The organism is Cupriavidus sp. GW822-FHT06G04 (assembly GCF_058799075.1).
In genome coordinates, this window is sequence record NZ_JBXALD010000001.1 from 754476 (window position 1) to 772508 (window position 18033).

Genomic DNA, 18033 nt, shown 5'->3' on the forward strand with positions numbered 1-18033 from the left:
TGCCCCTCCGGCCTGTTAATGCATCGGAAACAAAGACTTGGCCGTGGTCGATGGCCCCGGCGTATGCTCCCCAGCAGACAAAAAGTTACCCACCGAATATTGTGGACAATGACGCACCGCCCAAGGCCCGGCCGACGCGGCGCCGCTGTGGCGGACATTACGTCACCAGCCATCGGCCGCCTTGACACGGTTTACGAAAATCGGTTAAATGGCGGGTTCTGCGATGCGGCAGGGGATCACGTATGCGCATCGCCGGGTCTGGCCCGTACCGCAACATGTCCGCATGTGCGGCATCAGGCAAGCGGCCTGATCCCCGCCAGTGCTTCGTCGTTTGCGGCGCGGCCAGCGGCGGCCGGCAGCAAGACAGAACCAGAATCGTCGGCAAGGCCGCAGCGACCTCTCTGATTTGAATGCAGAGCGTCCGCATTGCGGCAGCCCCATGCGAACCATACGCGGCGGCCAAGGCGCTCCGGCATCGGCCGGCGCCCGGAAAGCCCGGATCAACCAGAGAGTGCAACATGAAACGTACCTACCAACCTTCCGTTACCCGCCGCAAGCGTACCCATGGTTTCCGCGTGCGCATGAAGACCCGCGGCGGCCGTGCCGTCATCAACGCGCGTCGCGCCAAGGGCCGCAAGCGCCTGGCGATCTGAGGGCCGGGCGACTGGCCGGTGTCTCTGGCAGCATGACGCTTCGCCGTCAATGCCGCGGATGACCCGGTCCAACGCCTTGCACTCAGGATGGCCAGCAGCGCTGCTGCCGAAGCCCGGCTTGCCGCCAGCTTTGACCAGCGTGTCGACCCATGCCTTCCCCAAGGCCGCAAGGCTCACAAAGACGGATGAGTTTTCATCCGTTTTTGCTTTGCGGCCCCGGCGCCGCAGTACGCATTTCGTGCTGTACGTGCGCGCCAACGGCCAGGAGCAATCCCGGCTGGGCATCGTCGTCGGCAAGAAGTTCGCACCGCGCGCCGCCGAGCGCAATCTCGTGAAGCGCATGGTGCGGGAACTGTTCCGCAGCCGGCAGGCCCAATTCGCGGGCCGCGATATCCTGTTGCGGCTACAGGCCAAGTTTGCGCGCGCCGACTTTGCCAGCCGGACGGCCATCAGGCGCGCCTGCCTGGCTGAACTGAGCGGTCTGCTCGATGTCGCGGCCAAGCCGCTGCCGGCAGCGCCGCCCGTCGCGGCGCCTGCGCCCGAACAGCCAGCCACGCCCGCCGCGCCTGCCCAACCATCACCATGAAGCGAATCCTGCTTGCCCTGCTGCGCATCTACAAGATCGCCTTGAGTCCGTACCTGGGCTCGCAGTGCCGCTTCCTGCCCACCTGTTCCGACTATGCCCGCGACGCCATCGTCCATCATGGCGCGGCGCGCGGCACGTGGATGACCGCATGCAGACTCTGTCGCTGTCATCCTTTCGCAAAGGGCGGGTATGATCCCGTGCCCGAGCCCGTAGTAAACGGGACGGCCGCCTCGGCGCCTCCGGCGTCCGCCGCGGCAGGTCACCCGCCTGTCACGGTCCGGCTCCCCCGCCCCTGATTTCCCAGACCATAGCGAGACATGGATATCAAACGCACCATCCTGTGGGTCATCTTCTCGATGTCCCTCGTGCTGCTCTACGACAACTGGCAGCGCGCCAACGGCCACGCGTCGATGTTCTTCCCGAGCGCCAACACGCAACAGCAGGCCGCCCCGGCCAATGGTGCGAGCGGCGCCGCGGCCCAGGGTGATGTGCCCAAGGCCGCCGGGACGAACGCGTCGGCCCCTGGCGCAGCCCCGGCCGCCCCGCAGGGCGCCGCGCAGCCTGCCGGCGAAAAGGTGGTGGTCACCACCGACGAAGTTCGTGCCGAGATCGATACGGCCGGCGGCATCCTGTCGCGCCTGGAACTGCTCAACGAGCACGAGAAGGACGGCAAGCCGGTGGTCCTGTTCGAGCGTGACGCAACCCGCACGTACTTGGCGCGCTCCGGCCTGATCGGCGGCGACTTGCCCAACCACACCACGGTATTCACTGCCGAGCCGGGCGCACGCGCGCTGGCGCCGGGACAGGACAAGCTCGATGTGGTGCTGAGCGCCGAGAAAAACGGCGTCAAGTTCACCAAGACTTATACGTTCCGCAAGGGCAGCTACGTGGTGGACGCACGTTTCGACGTGGCCAACACGGGGACCGCGCCGGTATCGCCGACGCTGTACCTGGAACTGGCGCGCGACGGCAGCAAGGTGGAACAGTCGCAGTTCTACAGCACGTTCACGGGCCCGGCCATCTACACGAACGCCGACAAGTATCACAAGATCAGCTTCGAGGACATCGCCAAGGGTAAGGCCAGCGTACCGGCCGCAACCGACAGCGGCTGGGTGGCGATGGTGCAGCATTACTTCGCCTCGGCTTGGATCCCGCAGTCGGGCAAGCAGCACAGCTTCTATGCCGAGCAGATCGACCCGAACCTCTACCGCGTGGGCATCCAGCAGCCGCTGGGCCAGATCGCCCCGGGCGCAACGGTAAGCACCGATGCACGCCTGTTCGCCGGTCCGCAGGAAGAGCGCATGCTTGAGCAGATCACGCCGGGCCTGGAGCTGGTGAAGGACTACGGCTGGCTGACGATCCTCGCCAAGCCGCTGTTCTGGCTGCTCGAAAAACTGCACGGCGTGCTGAACAACTGGGGCTGGTCGATCATCGCGCTGACGGTGTTGATCAAACTGGTGTTCTTCCCGCTGTCGGCGGCCAGCTACAAGTCCATGGGCAAGATGAAGGACCTGCAGCCGCGCATGACGGCCATCCGCGAGCGCCACAAGGGCGACCCGCAGAAGATGAACCAGGAAATGATGGCGTTGTATCGCACCGAGAAGGTCAATCCGCTCGGCGGCTGCCTGCCGATCGTGATCCAGATCCCGGTGTTCATCGCGCTGTACTGGGTGCTGCTGTCGTCGGTGGAAATGCGCGGCGCGCCGTGGCTGGGCTGGATCCACGATCTGTCGGTGCCGGATCCGTTCTACATCCTGCCGATCGTGATGGCCGTGTCGATGTTCGTGCAGACCAAGCTGAACCCGACCCCGCCGGATCCGGTGCAGGCCAAGGTCATGATGATCATGCCGCTGGTGTTCTCGTTCATGTTCTTCTTCTTCCCGGCCGGCCTGGTGCTGTACTGGGTTGTGAACAACATCCTGTCGATCGCCCAGCAATGGCAGATCAACCGCATGCTCGGCAAGGGCAAGGCGGCCGCGGTGGCCAAGAGCTAAGCGCTGCTGCGCCCGATCCGCTTCACCAGAAAAACCCGGCCTCGCGCCGGGTTTTCTGTTTCCGGCGTATGCTTCGAGTCTTATATAAGACTTAGCCCCCAACGCGCCCAGCAAGGAGATGCCATGACGTGGTCGGCCAGCCAATACGTGCAGTTCGAGGATGAACGGACCCGTCCGGTCCGGGATCTTGTCGCAGCCATTCCAACCGTGGCCGCGCGGCGGGTTGTCGATATCGGCTGCGGCCCCGGCAACTCCACCGAGGTGCTGGCGGCCCGCTACGCCGACGCCGAGGTCACGGGCCTGGACAGCGACGCCGACATGATCGCCGCCGCCCGCAAACGTCTGCCGGCGCTGAAGTTCGATGTCGCCGATGTCGCGCAGTGGCAGGACGCTGGCGCGTGGGACGTGATCCTGGCCAACGCCGTGTTCCAGTGGGTGCCCGATCACGCGCGGCTTTTCCCGTCGCTGATCGACAAGCTTGCGCCGGGCGGCAGCCTGGCCGTCCAGATGCCCGACAACCTGAACGAGCCGCCACACCTGCTGATGCGGGAAACCGCGTCCAACGGACCGTGGTCGGCCAAGCTCACCGCGGCGGCGCAGGCGCGCACGCCGCTGGCGTCGGAGCGCTGGTATTACGAATTACTACAGCCGCTGTGTTCGCGCGTCGACATCTGGCGCACCATCTATCAGCATCCGCTCAAGGGCGGCACGGCGGCCGTCGTCGAATGGTTCAAGGGCAGCGGACTACGGCCCTTCCTCGCGCCGCTCGACGATGCGGAAAAAGCCGAATACCTGAAGCAGTACGAGGCCGCGCTGGCCAAAGTCTTCCCGCCGCTGTCCGATGGCACGGTGCTGCTGCCTTTCCCGCGCGTGTTCATCGTCGCCACGCGCTAGCGTTTCTGCTCGGGCCGATCGATGCGGCGGCAAGCGGAGCGCCGAACCGCGCACCGCGCGATCGGGTGCGCCATCGCCTACACTTAGACGGGATCGTGCAGTCTCTCTCATTCGCGTAACTGAGAAACCGCCATGCGCCGTCAACCTACGCTGCATCGCAAGATGCGCCCCGCCGCCGCGTTCGTGGCGCTGGGCGAAAGCGGCCTGCGGACCATCGACCGCCATCTGGACTCGCTGCAGCATCACGATGAGCCTGAAGACGTCCACGCGCTGCGCGTGGCGGTGCGTCATTTGCGCGCCGTAACGTGGGCGTTCGGGCCGGTGCTGCCCGATCCGGTGAAGACACGCTGGAAGCGGACGCTGCACGACGTCGCAGATGCCGCGGGCGACGTGCGCGACTGGGACGTCTTCATCACCGAGACCCTGGCCGACGCGCTGGCCAAACAGCCCGACAGCACGGTGCTGACCGCCCTGCTCGACACCGCGCAGGCCAAGCGCGCCAAGGCGCATGCGGCAATGATGACGAGATTGTCACGGTACCGGCAAGCGCCGCTCCCCACGCTCAAGCGCGACCTGCAGCATGTGTCGGCGCGGGCCGGATCGGGGCGGCTTGGCACGTTTGCGTCCCGGCGTATTCGCAAGGCACGCAACAAGGTACAGGCGCTGGCGCATCGTGCGCGCGATCGCGAGATCGCCCACATCCACGCGCTGCGCATCGCCAACAAGCGGCTGCGTTACGCCATCGAGGCGCTGTCCGATGTCCTGCCAAAGCGCTATCGCAAACGGCTGCGCAACAAGTTGACGACGCAGCAGAGCCGGCTCGGCGCGATGGTCGATGGCGCGGTGGCGCGCCGGCTGATGTGCGAATGCCTTGGTATCGATCCTGACCATGCAAGCCGGTAGCGTGAGCCGCCGCAATCGGGCTGCCGCCCCGCCCTTTCCCTTCCAGAGCGATCTGCGACAATACCGCCCATGACAGCAACCCAGCTTCCCATTGCCGCCATTGCCACCGCGCCGGGCCGCGGCGGCATCGGCGTCGTGCGCGTATCCGGACCGGACGTCAGCGCCATCATGCATGCCGTATGCGGGCGCGCGCTGCAGCCGCGCCACGCCACCTATCTGCCGTTTCTCGATGCCCACGCGAAGGTCATCGATCATGGCCTGGCGCTGTATTTCCCCGCGCCCCACTCCTACACCGGCGAAGAGGTTCTCGAGCTGCAGGGCCATGGCGGGCCAGTGGTCATGCAGATGCTGCTGTCGCGTTGTCTCGAAGCCGGCAAGGATATCGGCCTGCGCGTGGCCGAACCGGGCGAATTCACGCGCCGCGCGTTTCTCAACGACAAGCTCGATCTGGCGCAGGCCGAAGCCGTCGCCGACCTGATCGAAGCCAGCACGGAAGCCGCGGCGCGCTCGGCGGCGCGTTCGATGGAAGGCGCATTCTCGGCCGCGATCCACGCGCTGGTGGAAAAGGTGATTCACCTGCGCATGCTGGTCGAAGCCACGCTCGATTTTCCCGAGGAAGAAATCGACTTCCTCGAAGCGTCGAACGCGCGCGGCCAGCTCGCCAGCATTCGCGAGGATCTGGCCGGCGTTCTCAAGCAGGCGCGCCAGGGATCGCTGCTGCGCGAAGGATTGTCGGTGGTGCTGGCGGGCCAGCCCAACGTCGGCAAGTCGTCGCTCTTGAACGCGCTGGCCGGCGCGGAACTGGCCATCGTCACACCAATCGCCGGCACCACGCGCGATCGCGTGCGCGAAACGATCCAGATCGATGGCATCCCGCTTCATATCATCGACACCGCCGGCTTGCGCGACGATGCCGCCGACGAAGTCGAACGCATCGGCATCGAACGCACCTGGGAGGCGATTCGTCGCGCCGACATCGTGCTGCATCTGGTCGACGCCGCCGAGTATGTGGAACATGGCATCTCGGAAATCGACGACCACATCGACGATCGCCTGAGCGGCCAACTGCCGCCGGGTTCGCCCATCGTGCGGGTGGTCAACAAGATCGACCTTGCACCCGCCAGCGGCGCGATGGGCTTCGGCGCCAACCGGCCGCACGTGGTAGCGGCCAACGGCCCCAATCCCACCGAAATCTGGATCTCCGCGCGCACCGGCGCGGGCATCGACCTGATGCGTCGCGAACTATTGCGGCTGATTGGCTGGCAATCCGGCAACGAGGGCACGTTCCTGGCGCGCGAGCGGCATCTGACCGCGCTGCGCAACGCGCAATCGCATCTGGACTGCGCCGTGGAACGCGCCGCGCAAAACGCCCAGGCGCTGGATCTATTCGCCGAGGAACTGCGGCTGGCACAGGATCACCTGAACAGCATCACCGGCGAGTTCACCAGCGATGATCTGCTGGGAACGATTTTCACGCGGTTCTGCATCGGCAAGTAATCGGATGTAAAGCGTCTGCAAGGGACGCCCGAAAATCGGTCGCAAACCCAATAAATAAATTAATGGGTCATAGCCAACGTTTCCCACCGTTGGCTATCGACAGTCATGGGTTTTAGTACGTAGTCAAGTACAAGGCCAACCGCATACTTGATTGACGGCCGCCTTGCGACGAATCAAATACCAAAGAAAATTAGAAAACACGAGTATCTGACAACAGAAATATTTATCTTCATTCAGCATTCTTCCTATTTGAGTCACTGGCTTGTTGTGGGACAAATCTGTCGCGCACGGAAGGCGATGCCCATAAAGAGAACATGTGCAGAACATCGCCTTGCTCTCATCGAAGGTCATCGCGCGATGTCGATGGGCTGTTGCATGTCGCCAGACTGTAAAAAAACCACGGAAGGATGGATGCGGAATGCCAGATATTCGATACTTTCTGAAGGATCGCGACCCGACCAGTGCCGGCGGAATGCTGATCGCCGTCAGCCGCAGTTTTACGCATCACGGTGTGTCGGTTGGTTTGGAGGGGGACATGGCGACATGTCCGGCCTGTAAATCCAGTGGGCCTGTATATAACGATTGCTTTCCGACATTCGATGTTGTCGGCAAGCAAGCACTGGTAAATGGTGCACGCGTGTATTGCAAGTGTCCAGTACACCCGACCGTCTTCAATACGCAGAACGATTCTACGGTGGAAGTGAATCGGAGAGCCTCATATGGTCAAACGAAAGGCCGCACGAAAAGCATTTTCGCTACTTCCAATCCTCGCTATGACCAGCAGATCCAAATTCTCGATGGATCAACCGGCAAACCCCTGCCGGGCGTCCGCTATCGTCTTACTGGCAGCGCGGGAACATTTGAAGGCCGAACGGACAACCTGGGCATGACTGAGCGGATGGCGAGCGACGATGCGGTGACCATGAAGCTGGAAATTTTCGGAGCGAAAGCCTGATGCAGCCGATCAAGACAGTAGATGTCCCATTGACCCCCATCGAGGACCGGATGCCGGTTAAGGTTTATCTGTTGCGGCCGCGCGGCACGCTGTATTGGGGCGGCGCTGGTTTGGATGGCCCCTATGTAGGGCCGCAGCTCGAAGCCTTTCGCAAGGCAGGCATTTCTCATTGCTTTGCGGGACTGACTAACTCCGCAACGGCCGATATGCCTAAAGGGCTAGAATTCGCAGGAACGCTACTAGATGCTATCCGGTCCGGGATGCTCATTCGGGCGCGAGACGATAGCGAATGGACGATCAAGAGCGGCATGGCAGCTGAGGCGCCTCAATTCAACCTCGTTGGCTACAGCTACGGGTCGTTGCTGGCGGCGCAAACGGCTTGGTCATATGCGCGAGCAGGAAATGTGATTGATCACCTGGTGCTTGTGTGGCTCCCCAATTGAGGCTGGCTTCCTTGCGGATCTACGTGGGAACAAAAACATTCTAAAAACCATTGTCATTAACCTGACGAAGTTTGGAGACCCTATCTACGCGGGGATGCCTTGGCGGGAGTTAGTGGAGTCAGCCCCGCTCTTGGGCCGGCAAATGCTTGCAGGTAATGGCGACGGCCATTTCTATTTCGCTCATGTTGTACGAGACAGCCCGAGACGATGGGCCTCGCTTGCCGAGCTTTTGGCAAATGAAGGACTAAGGTGAGAGCGCGAAAGCCGCATTTGGCAACGCTCGCACTAGCGCTTTCTGCATTGCTCGCGTTTGATGGATTCGCCTTTGCGCTACTAACGGTGCTGACGCCTATAACGCGGCAGCAAGTTACGTCGGGCTCGATCGTGGTCTACGGGGCCGTTGCATTCCTAGTGGCCAGTATCCTTGCGGTGGCTGGTTTTATCGTAGTATCGCTTGGATTCTTTCGTGGCTATGCCGCCCGCTGGCGGATTGCTGGCGTGTACTTTGCGGGGCTTGCGCTCTTCGGCGGTTGTCTGTTTTTTGTGTCCCGTTGGATTGCAGCCCACTTGCCCTAGCGGGCCGCTGAAGTGGCAGCCTGTAACATCTGCTGGCCGTCGTTGGCTCGGGCCATTGTGGCTGAGGGGGTAAGGTGACGACTCGACTGCGGCGGCGAGCGATTCGGTTTATAGACGTTGTTGCCATTCTCCTTGCGCTGGTGGCCGTTGCGCGCGGTGTCTATGTCTTGGTCACGCCGCTAACGCTGGAAACACGAACAGTCGGCCCCGCGTTGGCCGTCGCGGCGATCGTTTACGTCACCGCAGTGGTTCTATCAATTCTGGGCCTTGGGGCTGTGTTGATGCTGTGTACGGTGTTCCAGCGTCGCGCAATTCGATTGCGCGCGCTGGCGGCCTACATGAGTGGCATGCTGCTGTTTGCGGCGCTGTCCGTAGCGACCGAAGTGTGGATTGACCACCACCACGCCGCGGTAGCAGCTCCAGCTACCGAACCATAGAGAGCACCTGTCGCCGGGATTAACCAATGTCTCTACACATCAACGACTTGCAGCAACGCGCGTGCGCCTGCATCGGCAAGTGAGACGACCGCAAGCACGCCGCGATCCTGGCAGGCCGCTCACTAGCGGCGAGCGCGATCTCGCGCGGCAGATCTTTGGCGATGCGATCGACTACGACGCCGTGCGCATTCACCATTGCAACTTCGTGTTCTGGCAGGGCGCGAACTACATCGTCGCGCCGAACGGTCACCTTTACCTGGGCCGCAAGCTGCGCCACCTGAACGACTTCAGCGCGGCGGGCGTGCGTATCGCGGCGCTGTTCATCCACGAGATGACGCATGTGTGGCAGCACCAGCGCGGCGTCAACGTCATGGCGCGCGGCGCGTGCGAACAAGTGCTGCACTGGTTCGGCCTCAACCAATATCGCTATCGTCTCGAGGCGGGCAAGCCGCTTGCCGCCTACAAGCTCGAACAACAGGGCGACATCCTGCGCGACTACTTTCTGGCCCTGCGCGGACAGGCGTCGCCGTACCGGGTCGACCAGTATCTTGCCGCGCTCGGCGGCACCGAGTCCCACATCGTCTGATACGTGCGTGTTGCCGCAAGCGTCCCCACTTGCGCCTGGGTTTCGTTGACTTGTCGCGCATTGTGGCGGACCATCGGCCACATATCGAACCGGAGTCCATCATGCCGCGTGTATCGAAAGCGGAAGCGGAGAAAAACCGCGCAGCCATCGAACAGGTCTCCTCACGACTATTTCGCGAGCAAGGTTTCCATGGCGTCAGCGTGGCCGATCTGATGGGCGCGGCGGGGCTGACGCATGGCGGTTTCTATGGCCATTTCGAATCGAAGGATGCGCTCGCCGCGATTGCCTGCGCGCGCGCATTCGAGGAATCGGAAGCGCGCTGGCGCAAGCGCGTGGACGATGCGCCGGATCGGCCAGCGGCGTTGACCGCGCTGGTCGACGGCTACCTGTCCGCGCGCAATCGCAATGGTCCGGGCGCCGGCTGCCCCGTGGCGGCGCTCGCCAACGACGTGGCGCGCGAGCCCGAAGGCAAACCGGTGCGCGCCGTGTTTCATGAAGGACTGGAAAACCTGCTGGAGATTTTGGCAAGCGTCCAGCCCGGCGACGACGATACGCAGCGACGCAGCACGGCCATCGCGCAGATGGCGACACTGGCCGGCGCCCTGGTGCTGGCGCGCGCCACGCAGGGCACGCCACTATCCAACGAAGTGCTTGCGGCCACCAAGGCGCATCTGCTGGCCGACATCGACGCCGCGTAGGCGCGCTACACTGGCGGACTTCGAAGCTTCCGCATATTGGCCGCGCGCGCGGTCCGCCCCACAGATGTTGAGCCGCCTCCAGCAAACCCTTATCGCCATCGTTGCCGTCGTCGTACTTGGATTGTTGTGGTTCGTCGGCAATGACCGGAACGACGCGGCGCAAACCGAACTCCCGGCCGCCGCGGGCGACGCGCCCGCCAGCGTGCCGCGCGGCATCCCGCGCAACGGCACGCTCGACCCGATCAGCATCGATCCCGATCGCCCCGCCAATCCCCTGCCGCAATACCAGGCCGAGAATCTTTTCGACGACTATCGCGACAACAGCGGTGCGGCCGACGACCGCTATCGCGGCAAGTATTTCATCGTGGAAGGCGTGGCCAGCGGCGTGCGCCGCGATGGCGATCGCGTGTTCCTGGAAATCCGCGCCAACAATCCCGGCGACGTGGTCCGCGCCGAGCTGCTTCCTCGCCAGATTTGCGGTCCGGCCGGGCGCACCTGCGAAGTGGAGGCACGCGCGACGATGGTCCGGCGCGGCCAGAAAGTCGCGGTCGAGTGCACGGGCGCGGGACGGGACGACAGCGGCACGCCGCTGCTGGCCGACTGCCTGGTGCGCGGCGGCGCCAACTGAAGCGTGTCGGGATTGCGCCGCCCGCAACCGGCGCGAAGCACGCATCGATCCGGATATACGGCAACTGTCCCACGCTTTTCGGCGCTTTGCGCCGCGGCCTGCCCGCCTACATTACAGGGGCATGCTGCCGCCACTGCGCCGCTGAACCGCGATTCGCGCGGGCCCGGAACGCCGGCGGTGTCGCCGACGCGTTTCCAGGACCGAAGATGAAGAGAGCAACGATTGCCGCCGCGCTGGCCTTGATGGCCGCGGGCTGTTCCACCTACCAGAGCGTCGCACCCGTGGACCGTGCCGACCAGCCCGATCCAATCGCCGGCTTCCAGCCCGGCGCCTACGGCGGCCCGGCCCAGTTCCGCGTGGACGGCAATCGCGTGGTGGGCGCCGACGGCGCGCTGTTCTGCGTGATCACCAACCAGGTGAACGGCAACGCATTCGTGGAAGACTTCGCCAGTGCGCTGCGCGCGCGCAACTTCGAAGTCAAAATGCTGCCGCCCTATTCTTCCGTGGCGGCATGTCCGATGACGGCACTGTACGTGGCGCAGCGCCAGACCTACATCACGCCGTTCCTGGTGTCGGCCGACATCACCGTGTTCCGCAACGGCGAGCGCGTCGGCAAAGCCGTGTTCAACGCTAACCGCAGCGCGGGTGGCATCAACCTGAGCCACCTGATCCAGCCGGGCGCGAAGATCGAGGAACTGGTCGATCGGCTGTTCCCGGGCCTCAAGCCGCAACCGACCCAACCGGGACAACCGGCGCAAGCCGCGCCGGCGCCGGCCGCCACGCCCCAGGCCGCACCGGCCGCAGCCCCGGCAGCCTGACGCCGCACTGCCGCCGTCTCGGCGCGGTTCAGGCCAGCCGGAACACTTCCACGGCCTGACGCAACTCCTGCGCCTGATGGTGCAGGCTTTCGGCGGCGGCGGCCGCCTCTTCCACCAGCGCCGCGTTCTGCTGCGTCACGGTGTCCATTTCGGCCACGGCGCCGCTCACCTGCGCCAGCCCCTGCGACTGCTCGCGCGATGCCACGCTGATATCGCCCATCAATGCGGCGATGCCTTCCACGCGCCGCACCATGTCGTCGATCGCATCGCCCGCCTGCTGCACGGCCGCGTTGCCACTTTCCAGATCCGTGACGGTGCGCTCGATCAATTGCTTGATCTCGGCCGCCGCATTTGCGCTGCGCTGCGCCAGGCTGCGCACCTCGCCGGCCACCACCGCGAAACCGCGCCCGTGCTCGCCGGCGCGCGCCGCTTCCACTGCGGCATTGAGCGCGAGGATATTGGTCTGGAAAGCGATGCCGTCGATCAGGCCAATGATGTCCACCACCTGCTGTGCATTGCGATGGATGTCGGCCATGGTGGCCACCACGCCACTGACCGTGTCGCCGCTGGTGCGCGCGGCTTCGGCGGCGCTGGTAACGGCCTGGTTGGCATCGTGCGCATTGTCGGCGTTCTGCTTGACCGTGGCGGACAGCTCTTCGATGCTTGCCACCGTGCGCTCGAGGCTACCGGCCTGCGCTGCGGTGCGCGCCGACAGGTCGGCGTTGCCGCTGGCGATCTGGCTGGTACTGCCGGCGATCGCGGCAACGCTGCCGCGCACCTTGTCGACAATGCCGCTCAGACCCTGCCCCACGCCGTCGATGGCGCGCATCAGCTGGCCGATTTCGTCATGACGCGCGCTGTCCAGTCGAGCGCTCAGATCGCCCGACGCCAGACGTCCCGCCGCATCGGCGGCGTTGGCGAGCGGCACGCTCACCATCCTGCGCAGCAGCCACCAGAACGCCGCCGACACCGCCAGTGCGGCCAGCAACCCGCCGGCTAAAAAGCGGTTGCGGCTGGCGGCCAGTTCGTCGCGTAGCGACGCCATCGGCACGCTGCCCGCGATCAGCCATTGCCATTCGGGATAGGTGACAAAGGCGGTCAGGCGCTCGGCCGGCGCGCCGTTGCCGAGCGCCACGGTATTCACGCGTACGCCCTCTTTTGCGGCGATCATCTCGCGCACCCACGCGTTGCCGTCGCTATCCTTGGCATCGAGCTGCACCGTGCCTTCCGACCCGGACCGGTCGACCATCACCCTGCCCTGGTCCGGCCCCGGCCTGGCGTCGATCACCAGGAACTGGCCCGTGCCGCCGATGGCCTTGCGACGGATGCGGTTCTTCACCGCGGCCAGTTCGGCTTCCACGTTCACGCCCACAAACAGCGCGCCGACGATCCTGCCGGCGCTGTCGCGCACGGGCTCGTACTTGCTCATGTACGGTTTGCCGAACAGCCACGCCAGCGAGCGGTACGACTTGCCCGAGGACACCGCCGCATACGCCGCACCGGTGCGGTCCAGCAGCGTGCCGACCGCGCGCTGGCCGTCCTGCTTCTTCAGCGATGTCGTCACGCGGATAAAGTCATCGCCGGTTCGCGCGAACACGGTGGCCACGACCCCGCCGGTGTGGGCGAAAAACTTGTCGGGCACGTCGAAGCTGTTGTTCAGCACCTGATCGCCGCTGCGAAACGCCGGCGTCGGCTTGCCGGCCACTTCGATCGATTGCGACGGATCGACCGCGTAGGGTCCGGGCAGCACTGCGGCGAGGCTCAGCATAAAGCGGTCGGCTTCCTGCAGCATCGTCTCGTCGAGCTGCGCCACGAGTTCGCGCAGGGTGTGGCTTTCGGTCGCGATGGCGTCGCGCGCCTGGGATTCCAGCTGGTTCATGCTGCTGGCAGACAGCGCCAGCGAAAACGCGCCGAAGGCGACGACCTGCACGGCCAGCACGACCAGCGCAATGCGCGTGCCGATGCTCCAGCCGCCGGCGCGCACGCGGCCCGCCGACATCTGCGCAGGCAGGGTAAGGGAAGAGGTAGAAGACAAGGGGCGCTCCGTGAATAACGCCGTGCGCCGTCATGGCGCACGGGCGACGTCTGCTCTGACGGCAGATCGTCACAACGGAGTTATCGGATGTCCGAACAGCCGCCTTGAGTTCAAGGAATGCTTACTCTAGATCGCGTCCAGATACATCACGGCATGATGGAAAAAATCGCGCCGGACGCGGCTTCTTGCGGGAGCCGCTTGCCGGCGCGTCGCACCAGATCGGAAATACCGACACTGCAACTGGTTTCAGACCTCGAGCCGCCCCAGCCGAACGACCGTCACGCCAGGCCGCAGCTGGCGCAGCGACGGCATCACCAGCACGCAATGCGGATACGGCGTGACCACCGCCTGGCCATCGCGCCAGCCGATCACGGTGCCGGCATCGTCGAAGGTTTCCAGCCCCGTGTAAGGGCCGGCGAAGCGGAAGTCCATGCTGCTGGCCACCACCGGCTCGGTCACGCGGATCACGCGCTGCGCGGCCGGCAGCGGGCGCAGCCAGCCCGCCGGCAGATCGGCTTCGGCGACGATGCCGGCATTGAGCAGGAAGCGCGCGGCGCTGTCGCGCGCCACGTCCACCGCAATCGTCTCCCAGTGCTGGCCGCATTCGATCAGCAACGCATTGCGCGCGCTGGCCGGGTCGCCAAAATCGGCGTAGTCGCGCATGCGACGGCCCTCGGGATGGCCTTCGTCGACGATGATGTCGGCCGGCGCACCCAATGCACGCGCCAGCGCGATGCCCTTGTCCAGCGGGCCGGACACGATCAGCGCGCGGCTTTTCTCGTGCATCGAATGCAGGTCGAGCAACAGGTCGACGGTGTCGATCACCGGTCGCATGGCGCGGGCGCGGCGCAATTCCGAGGAATCGCGCGACATGTCGTCGAGCACACTCGCGGTCCAGACGCGATTGAAATCCTGATCGACGAAGCGCGACGCATCAGGCCGGGCCGCGTCGAACGTAGCGTAGGCGTCGACATTGGCAAACGACAGCGTCAGCCGGCCGCTGCGCGGACGCAGGCCGTGATCGAGCAGGCCGGCCACGGCAATCGCGCCACACACCTCGTTGCCGTGCGTCAGCGCGTTGATCATCACGTGCGGGCCGGGCAGGCCGCTGTCGAAGGTGTGGATGTACGGCACGCCCGTATTGCCATCGGCATAGGGGCGGATATCGGGAAACTCGACTTCGACCGGATAAGCGTCAAAGTCAGGTGCGCTTTGCGTCATAAATTCTTCCTTGCGGTTACTCGCGGATGTCGGCGGCCTGGACGATGGCGCGGTACTTGGCCGTCTCGCGCTTGACGAAGCTGGCGAACTGGGCCGGATTGGCCGGTGCCACCTCGACGCCGGCCTCGGCCAGCTTCTTGCGCACGTCCGGCATGGCCAGCACGGCCTGCATCTCGGTATTCAGGCGATCGATAATGGGACGCGGCGTGGACGTAGGCGCCATCAATCCGAACCATACTCCCATGTCCACGCCCTTGAGCGCGGGCGTCTCGGCCAGTGCCGGAACGTTGGGCGCCACGCCCGCGCGCTTGGCCTCGGTCACGCCATAGGCGCGCACGCGGCCGGCCTGGATATGCGGCAGGGCGGACGACAGCACCATCACCGCGAGGTCGATCTGGCCGCCCAGCAGGTCGGTGGCCATGGCCGACGCGCCCTTGTACGGCACATGGGTGATGTTGACCTTGCCCTGTTGCTTGATCAGCTCGCCGGCCAGGTTCAGCGGCGTCCCCACGCCCGACGATGCGTACGACAGCGTGCCGGGCTTGGCTTTGGCCAGCGCCATCAGTTCGCCAGCGTCCTTGGCCGGCAGTTGCAGCTTGCCCACCAGCACCATCGGCTGAGTGCCGACGAAGGTGATCGGCGCGAGGTCCTTTTCGCCGTCGTAGCGCACGGCGGGATTGGTCAGTCGCGCAATCGACACTTCGCTGCCCGAGCCCATCAGCAGCGTGTACCCGTCGGCCTCGGCCTTGACCACTTTCTGCGCGCCAATCGTGCCGCCCGCGCCGCCAAGGTTTTCGATCACCACGCTCTGGCCGAGGCGCTTGCCGAGTTCCGGCGCCACGGTGCGCGCCACCAGATCGACGCTGCCGCCGGCGGTGTAGCCAACCACCAGCGTGATCGGCTTGGTCGGATAAGCGGGCGCAGCGGCCGCGGCGTGCGTGGCGGCAAAGGCGCAGCAAGAGAGGGAAACGGAAGCGGCAACGCGTAGCAGGGACTTCATGATTTCTCCGGATCGTGGCTTTGAATGTTTTCCGGCGATGGTAGAGAGCATGCACCGGCGCGGCATGCCGCTTTGGCAACGCCGGTTGCCGTTTCGGCAATGACCGGCGTGGTGCATCGCCAGCTGCGCCACGCGTGCCGTGCACACGTGCGGTGCGCGGCGATTGCGGAGGAGGGCGCCGCGAGGTTGTGACGCTGTATCTGGCGCCGGCGAAGACGCGCCGCAGCGACGGCGCTATGCCGCTACGCCGCGGCCGCGCGCCAGAACGCTTCGGCCAGCGGACGCATCGGCGCGCGCGGGCGGTAAAGACGAATGTCGAGCGCCAGATCGGCCGAATCCGCGCCGTGCAGATCGGCGCGCACCAATCGCCCCGTGTGCAAGTCGTCGGCGATCAATCGTGCAGGCAGCCACGCCAGACCCATTCTCTGCCGCACCATCTCGTGCACGGATTCGGCAAAGTCGCTCACCGCGATCACGTCGAGCCAGCCGGCCAGTTGGCGGCGCGCGATTTCCTGATTGACCATGCGGCCCATCGTCAGCGTTTCCGCGTACGCGATCATCGGCACGGGCGCGTTGCGCACGCCGGCTTTCGATTTCGCGGTAGTGGGCTGGTGCAGCCGGAATTCCGGGCCGCCGCGCGCCGTGGCGGCGGACACGCAAACCAGCCGTTCCACACCTACCGGATGAAACTGGTAGCGCGCATCGTCCAGCATCACGGGCAGATCGTGCGGGCTGTAGCAGAGCAGGAAATCGGCGTCGCCTTCGGTGAACATTTCCAGCGCATCGTGCGTGGCGTGCGTCGACAGTCGCGTGCGGAACCCCGCGCCCGCGGGGTCGTCGCGCAGCGCGTCGCGCAGTCCCGCCAGCCACGCTGGCACCATCGAGCGCGCGAGCGTCTTGCCGGTGGCGATGGTGATCGTGCTGGCATCGGCGCGATGCGCCGCGCGCAGCGACAGGCGCGCTTCGTCCAGCGTGCGCAACGCCGCCTGCGCGGCTTCCAGGAACTGTCGGCCCTCGATAGTCAGGCGCACCGGGAATACGCTGCGGTCGATCAGCGGCGCGCCGGCCCACACCTCCAGCGCCTGCATGCGGCGCCCGAACGCGGGCGGCGTGACGTTGCGCAGCTCGGCGGCACGCGCCAGGCTTCCGGCCTGTGCCAGACAGACGAAATCTTCGAGCCAACGGATGTGCATGGGGAGGGCGGGGGAGTGGTGGGCCATTGTAACGTTGCCCGACTCGGTTAGAATTTTCGCCATGGTTTCCCCAAAGCGCGGCGCTCAGCCAACTCCATCCGCTCCGTCCGACACCGATGCTGACGCGTCGGGCCGCGCAGCGTTTCCCGAATACACGATCGACGAACTGGCGCGCGCGGCGGGCACCACGGTGCGCAATATCCGCTCGTACCAGGATCGCGGCCTGATCGATCCGCCGGAGCGGCGCGGACGCGTCGGCATCTACACGCAGACGCATCTGGGGCGCCTGCGGCTGATCCACCATCTGCTGGCGCGCGGCTATACGCTGGCCAACATCATGGAGCTGCTCAAGGCGATCGTGGAAGGGCACGATCTGCGGTCGATCCTGGGGTTGGAAACCGCGATCAGCAGCCCGTGGAACAGCGAGGCGCCGCGCCACTATTCCTACCTGGCGCTGGCCCGCCTGTTCGGGCGCGCGATTTCACGGCCGGCGCTGGCCAAGGCGATTTCACTGGGACTGCTGGAGCCGGACGGCTTCGGCTATCTGGCGCGCAGCCCGCGCGCGCTGCAGGCGGGTGCAGAAATGGCGCGTGCCGGATTTGCGCTGGAAGATGTGCTCGACATCATCGATCACGCGCGCGGCCATTTCCAGGCCGTGTCGGACCGCATCGTCGGCATGGTGGTGCGCGAACTTGACCGTTTTGGCGAAGGACAATTGCCGCCGCCCGCCGAAGTGCCGCGCATCGTCGATGTGCTGTGGCGCATCCGTCCGCTGGCGCTGGTCGCGCTCGAAACGGAAATGATGCGTGCGCTCGAGATCTCGGCAAACAAGTATCTCGGCGACCGCGTCGCGGCGATCCTCGAGCATCTGCACGACACGCCGCGGCCCTGACAAAACCCCTCTCCCGCGCACGGG

At 65.2% G+C, this 18033-nt stretch carries 19 protein-coding genes; 15 read left to right on the forward strand and 4 right to left on the reverse strand.

Going from position 1 to position 18033, the window contains the following annotated elements:
* Positions 1-518: 518 nt before the first annotated feature.
* The 14 genes from rpmH to AC1RKI_RS03550 all read left to right on the forward strand — a co-directional run bounded on the left by rpmH (position 519) and on the right by AC1RKI_RS03550 (position 11668).
* The gene (gene rpmH, locus AC1RKI_RS03485) at positions 519-653 is read left to right on the forward strand and encodes a 50S ribosomal protein L34 (RefSeq protein WP_008650850.1); all 135 of its coding nucleotides are present in this window, start codon (positions 519-521) and stop codon (positions 651-653) included.
* Positions 654-792: 139 nt separating this feature from the next.
* Positions 793-1239, forward strand: a complete 447-nt coding sequence (rnpA, locus tag AC1RKI_RS03490) for a ribonuclease P protein component (RefSeq protein WP_200899034.1) — start codon at positions 793-795, stop codon at positions 1237-1239.
* Positions 1236-1535, forward strand: coding sequence for a membrane protein insertion efficiency factor YidD (gene yidD / locus AC1RKI_RS03495; RefSeq protein WP_084004029.1), 300 nt, complete (start codon positions 1236-1238; stop codon positions 1533-1535). The genes rnpA and yidD overlap by 4 nt, the downstream gene beginning before the upstream one ends.
* Before the next feature lie 21 nt (positions 1536-1556).
* Positions 1557-3233 carry a membrane protein insertase YidC gene (gene yidC, locus AC1RKI_RS03500; RefSeq protein ID WP_061957462.1) on the forward strand — a complete coding sequence of 559 codons (1677 nt, stop codon included), beginning with the start codon at positions 1557-1559 and terminating at the stop codon, positions 3231-3233.
* A gap of 123 nt (positions 3234-3356) precedes the next feature.
* On the forward strand, positions 3357-4127 hold the full coding sequence (tam, locus tag AC1RKI_RS03505) for a trans-aconitate 2-methyltransferase (RefSeq protein ID WP_227458596.1): 771 nt from the start codon (positions 3357-3359) through the stop codon (positions 4125-4127).
* Between the two features lie 132 nt (positions 4128-4259).
* The gene (locus AC1RKI_RS03510; protein ID WP_061957460.1) at positions 4260-5030 is read left to right on the forward strand and encodes a CHAD domain-containing protein; all 771 of its coding nucleotides are present in this window, start codon (positions 4260-4262) and stop codon (positions 5028-5030) included.
* A gap of 69 nt (positions 5031-5099) precedes the next feature.
* Positions 5100-6527 (forward strand): tRNA uridine-5-carboxymethylaminomethyl(34) synthesis GTPase MnmE, encoded by a 1428-nt coding sequence (gene mnmE, locus AC1RKI_RS03515; protein ID WP_341248194.1) that lies wholly within the window; start codon positions 5100-5102, stop codon positions 6525-6527.
* Between the two features lie 316 nt (positions 6528-6843).
* Positions 6844-7482 carry a PAAR domain-containing protein gene (locus tag AC1RKI_RS03520; protein WP_492793822.1) on the forward strand — a complete coding sequence of 213 codons (639 nt, stop codon included), beginning with the start codon at positions 6844-6846 and terminating at the stop codon, positions 7480-7482.
* Positions 7482-7925 carry a hypothetical protein gene (locus AC1RKI_RS03525; RefSeq protein WP_492793820.1) on the forward strand — a complete coding sequence of 148 codons (444 nt, stop codon included), beginning with the start codon at positions 7482-7484 and terminating at the stop codon, positions 7923-7925. The genes AC1RKI_RS03520 and AC1RKI_RS03525 overlap by 1 nt, the downstream gene beginning before the upstream one ends.
* A 650-nt stretch (positions 7926-8575) precedes the next feature.
* A complete protein-coding gene (locus AC1RKI_RS03530; protein ID WP_492793818.1) occupies positions 8576-8938 on the forward strand; it encodes a hypothetical protein in 363 nt (120 codons plus the stop codon).
* 79 nt (positions 8939-9017) lie between these two features.
* Positions 9018-9524 (forward strand): hypothetical protein, encoded by a 507-nt coding sequence (locus tag AC1RKI_RS03535; RefSeq protein ID WP_492793816.1) that lies wholly within the window; start codon positions 9018-9020, stop codon positions 9522-9524.
* 101 nt (positions 9525-9625) lie between these two features.
* A complete protein-coding gene (locus AC1RKI_RS03540; protein WP_244786415.1) occupies positions 9626-10222 on the forward strand; it encodes a TetR/AcrR family transcriptional regulator in 597 nt (198 codons plus the stop codon).
* Between the two features lie 64 nt (positions 10223-10286).
* Positions 10287-10850 carry an OB-fold putative lipoprotein gene (locus tag AC1RKI_RS03545; protein WP_061957456.1) on the forward strand — a complete coding sequence of 188 codons (564 nt, stop codon included), beginning with the start codon at positions 10287-10289 and terminating at the stop codon, positions 10848-10850.
* A 206-nt stretch (positions 10851-11056) separates the two neighbouring features.
* On the forward strand, positions 11057-11668 hold the full coding sequence (locus AC1RKI_RS03550; protein ID WP_061957455.1) for an Sbal_3080 family lipoprotein: 612 nt from the start codon (positions 11057-11059) through the stop codon (positions 11666-11668).
* Between the two features lie 28 nt (positions 11669-11696).
* Here the strand turns inward: AC1RKI_RS03550 and AC1RKI_RS03555 are convergent, their stop codons facing one another.
* From AC1RKI_RS03555 to AC1RKI_RS03570, 4 genes are all read right to left on the reverse strand, one after another.
* Positions 11697-13703: a methyl-accepting chemotaxis protein gene (locus AC1RKI_RS03555; protein ID WP_492793813.1), complete on the reverse strand. Its 2007-nt coding sequence runs from the start codon at positions 13701-13703 to the stop codon at positions 11697-11699.
* A gap of 246 nt (positions 13704-13949) precedes the next feature.
* Positions 13950-14924, reverse strand: coding sequence for a M14 family metallopeptidase (locus AC1RKI_RS03560; protein WP_061957453.1), 975 nt, complete (start codon positions 14922-14924; stop codon positions 13950-13952).
* Positions 14925-14940: 16 nt separating this feature from the next.
* Complete coding sequence (locus tag AC1RKI_RS03565; protein ID WP_061957452.1) at positions 14941-15924, reverse strand: Bug family tripartite tricarboxylate transporter substrate binding protein; 984 nt, start codon at positions 15922-15924, stop codon at positions 14941-14943.
* A 242-nt stretch (positions 15925-16166) separates the two neighbouring features.
* Positions 16167-17117: a LysR family transcriptional regulator gene (locus AC1RKI_RS03570; protein WP_061957451.1), complete on the reverse strand. Its 951-nt coding sequence runs from the start codon at positions 17115-17117 to the stop codon at positions 16167-16169.
* A 61-nt stretch (positions 17118-17178) separates the two neighbouring features.
* Here AC1RKI_RS03570 and AC1RKI_RS03575 point away from each other — a divergent pair, with 61 nt between their 5' ends.
* A complete protein-coding gene (locus AC1RKI_RS03575; protein ID WP_061957450.1) occupies positions 17179-18009 on the forward strand; it encodes a MerR family transcriptional regulator in 831 nt (276 codons plus the stop codon).
* Positions 18010-18033: the final 24 nt, after the last annotated feature.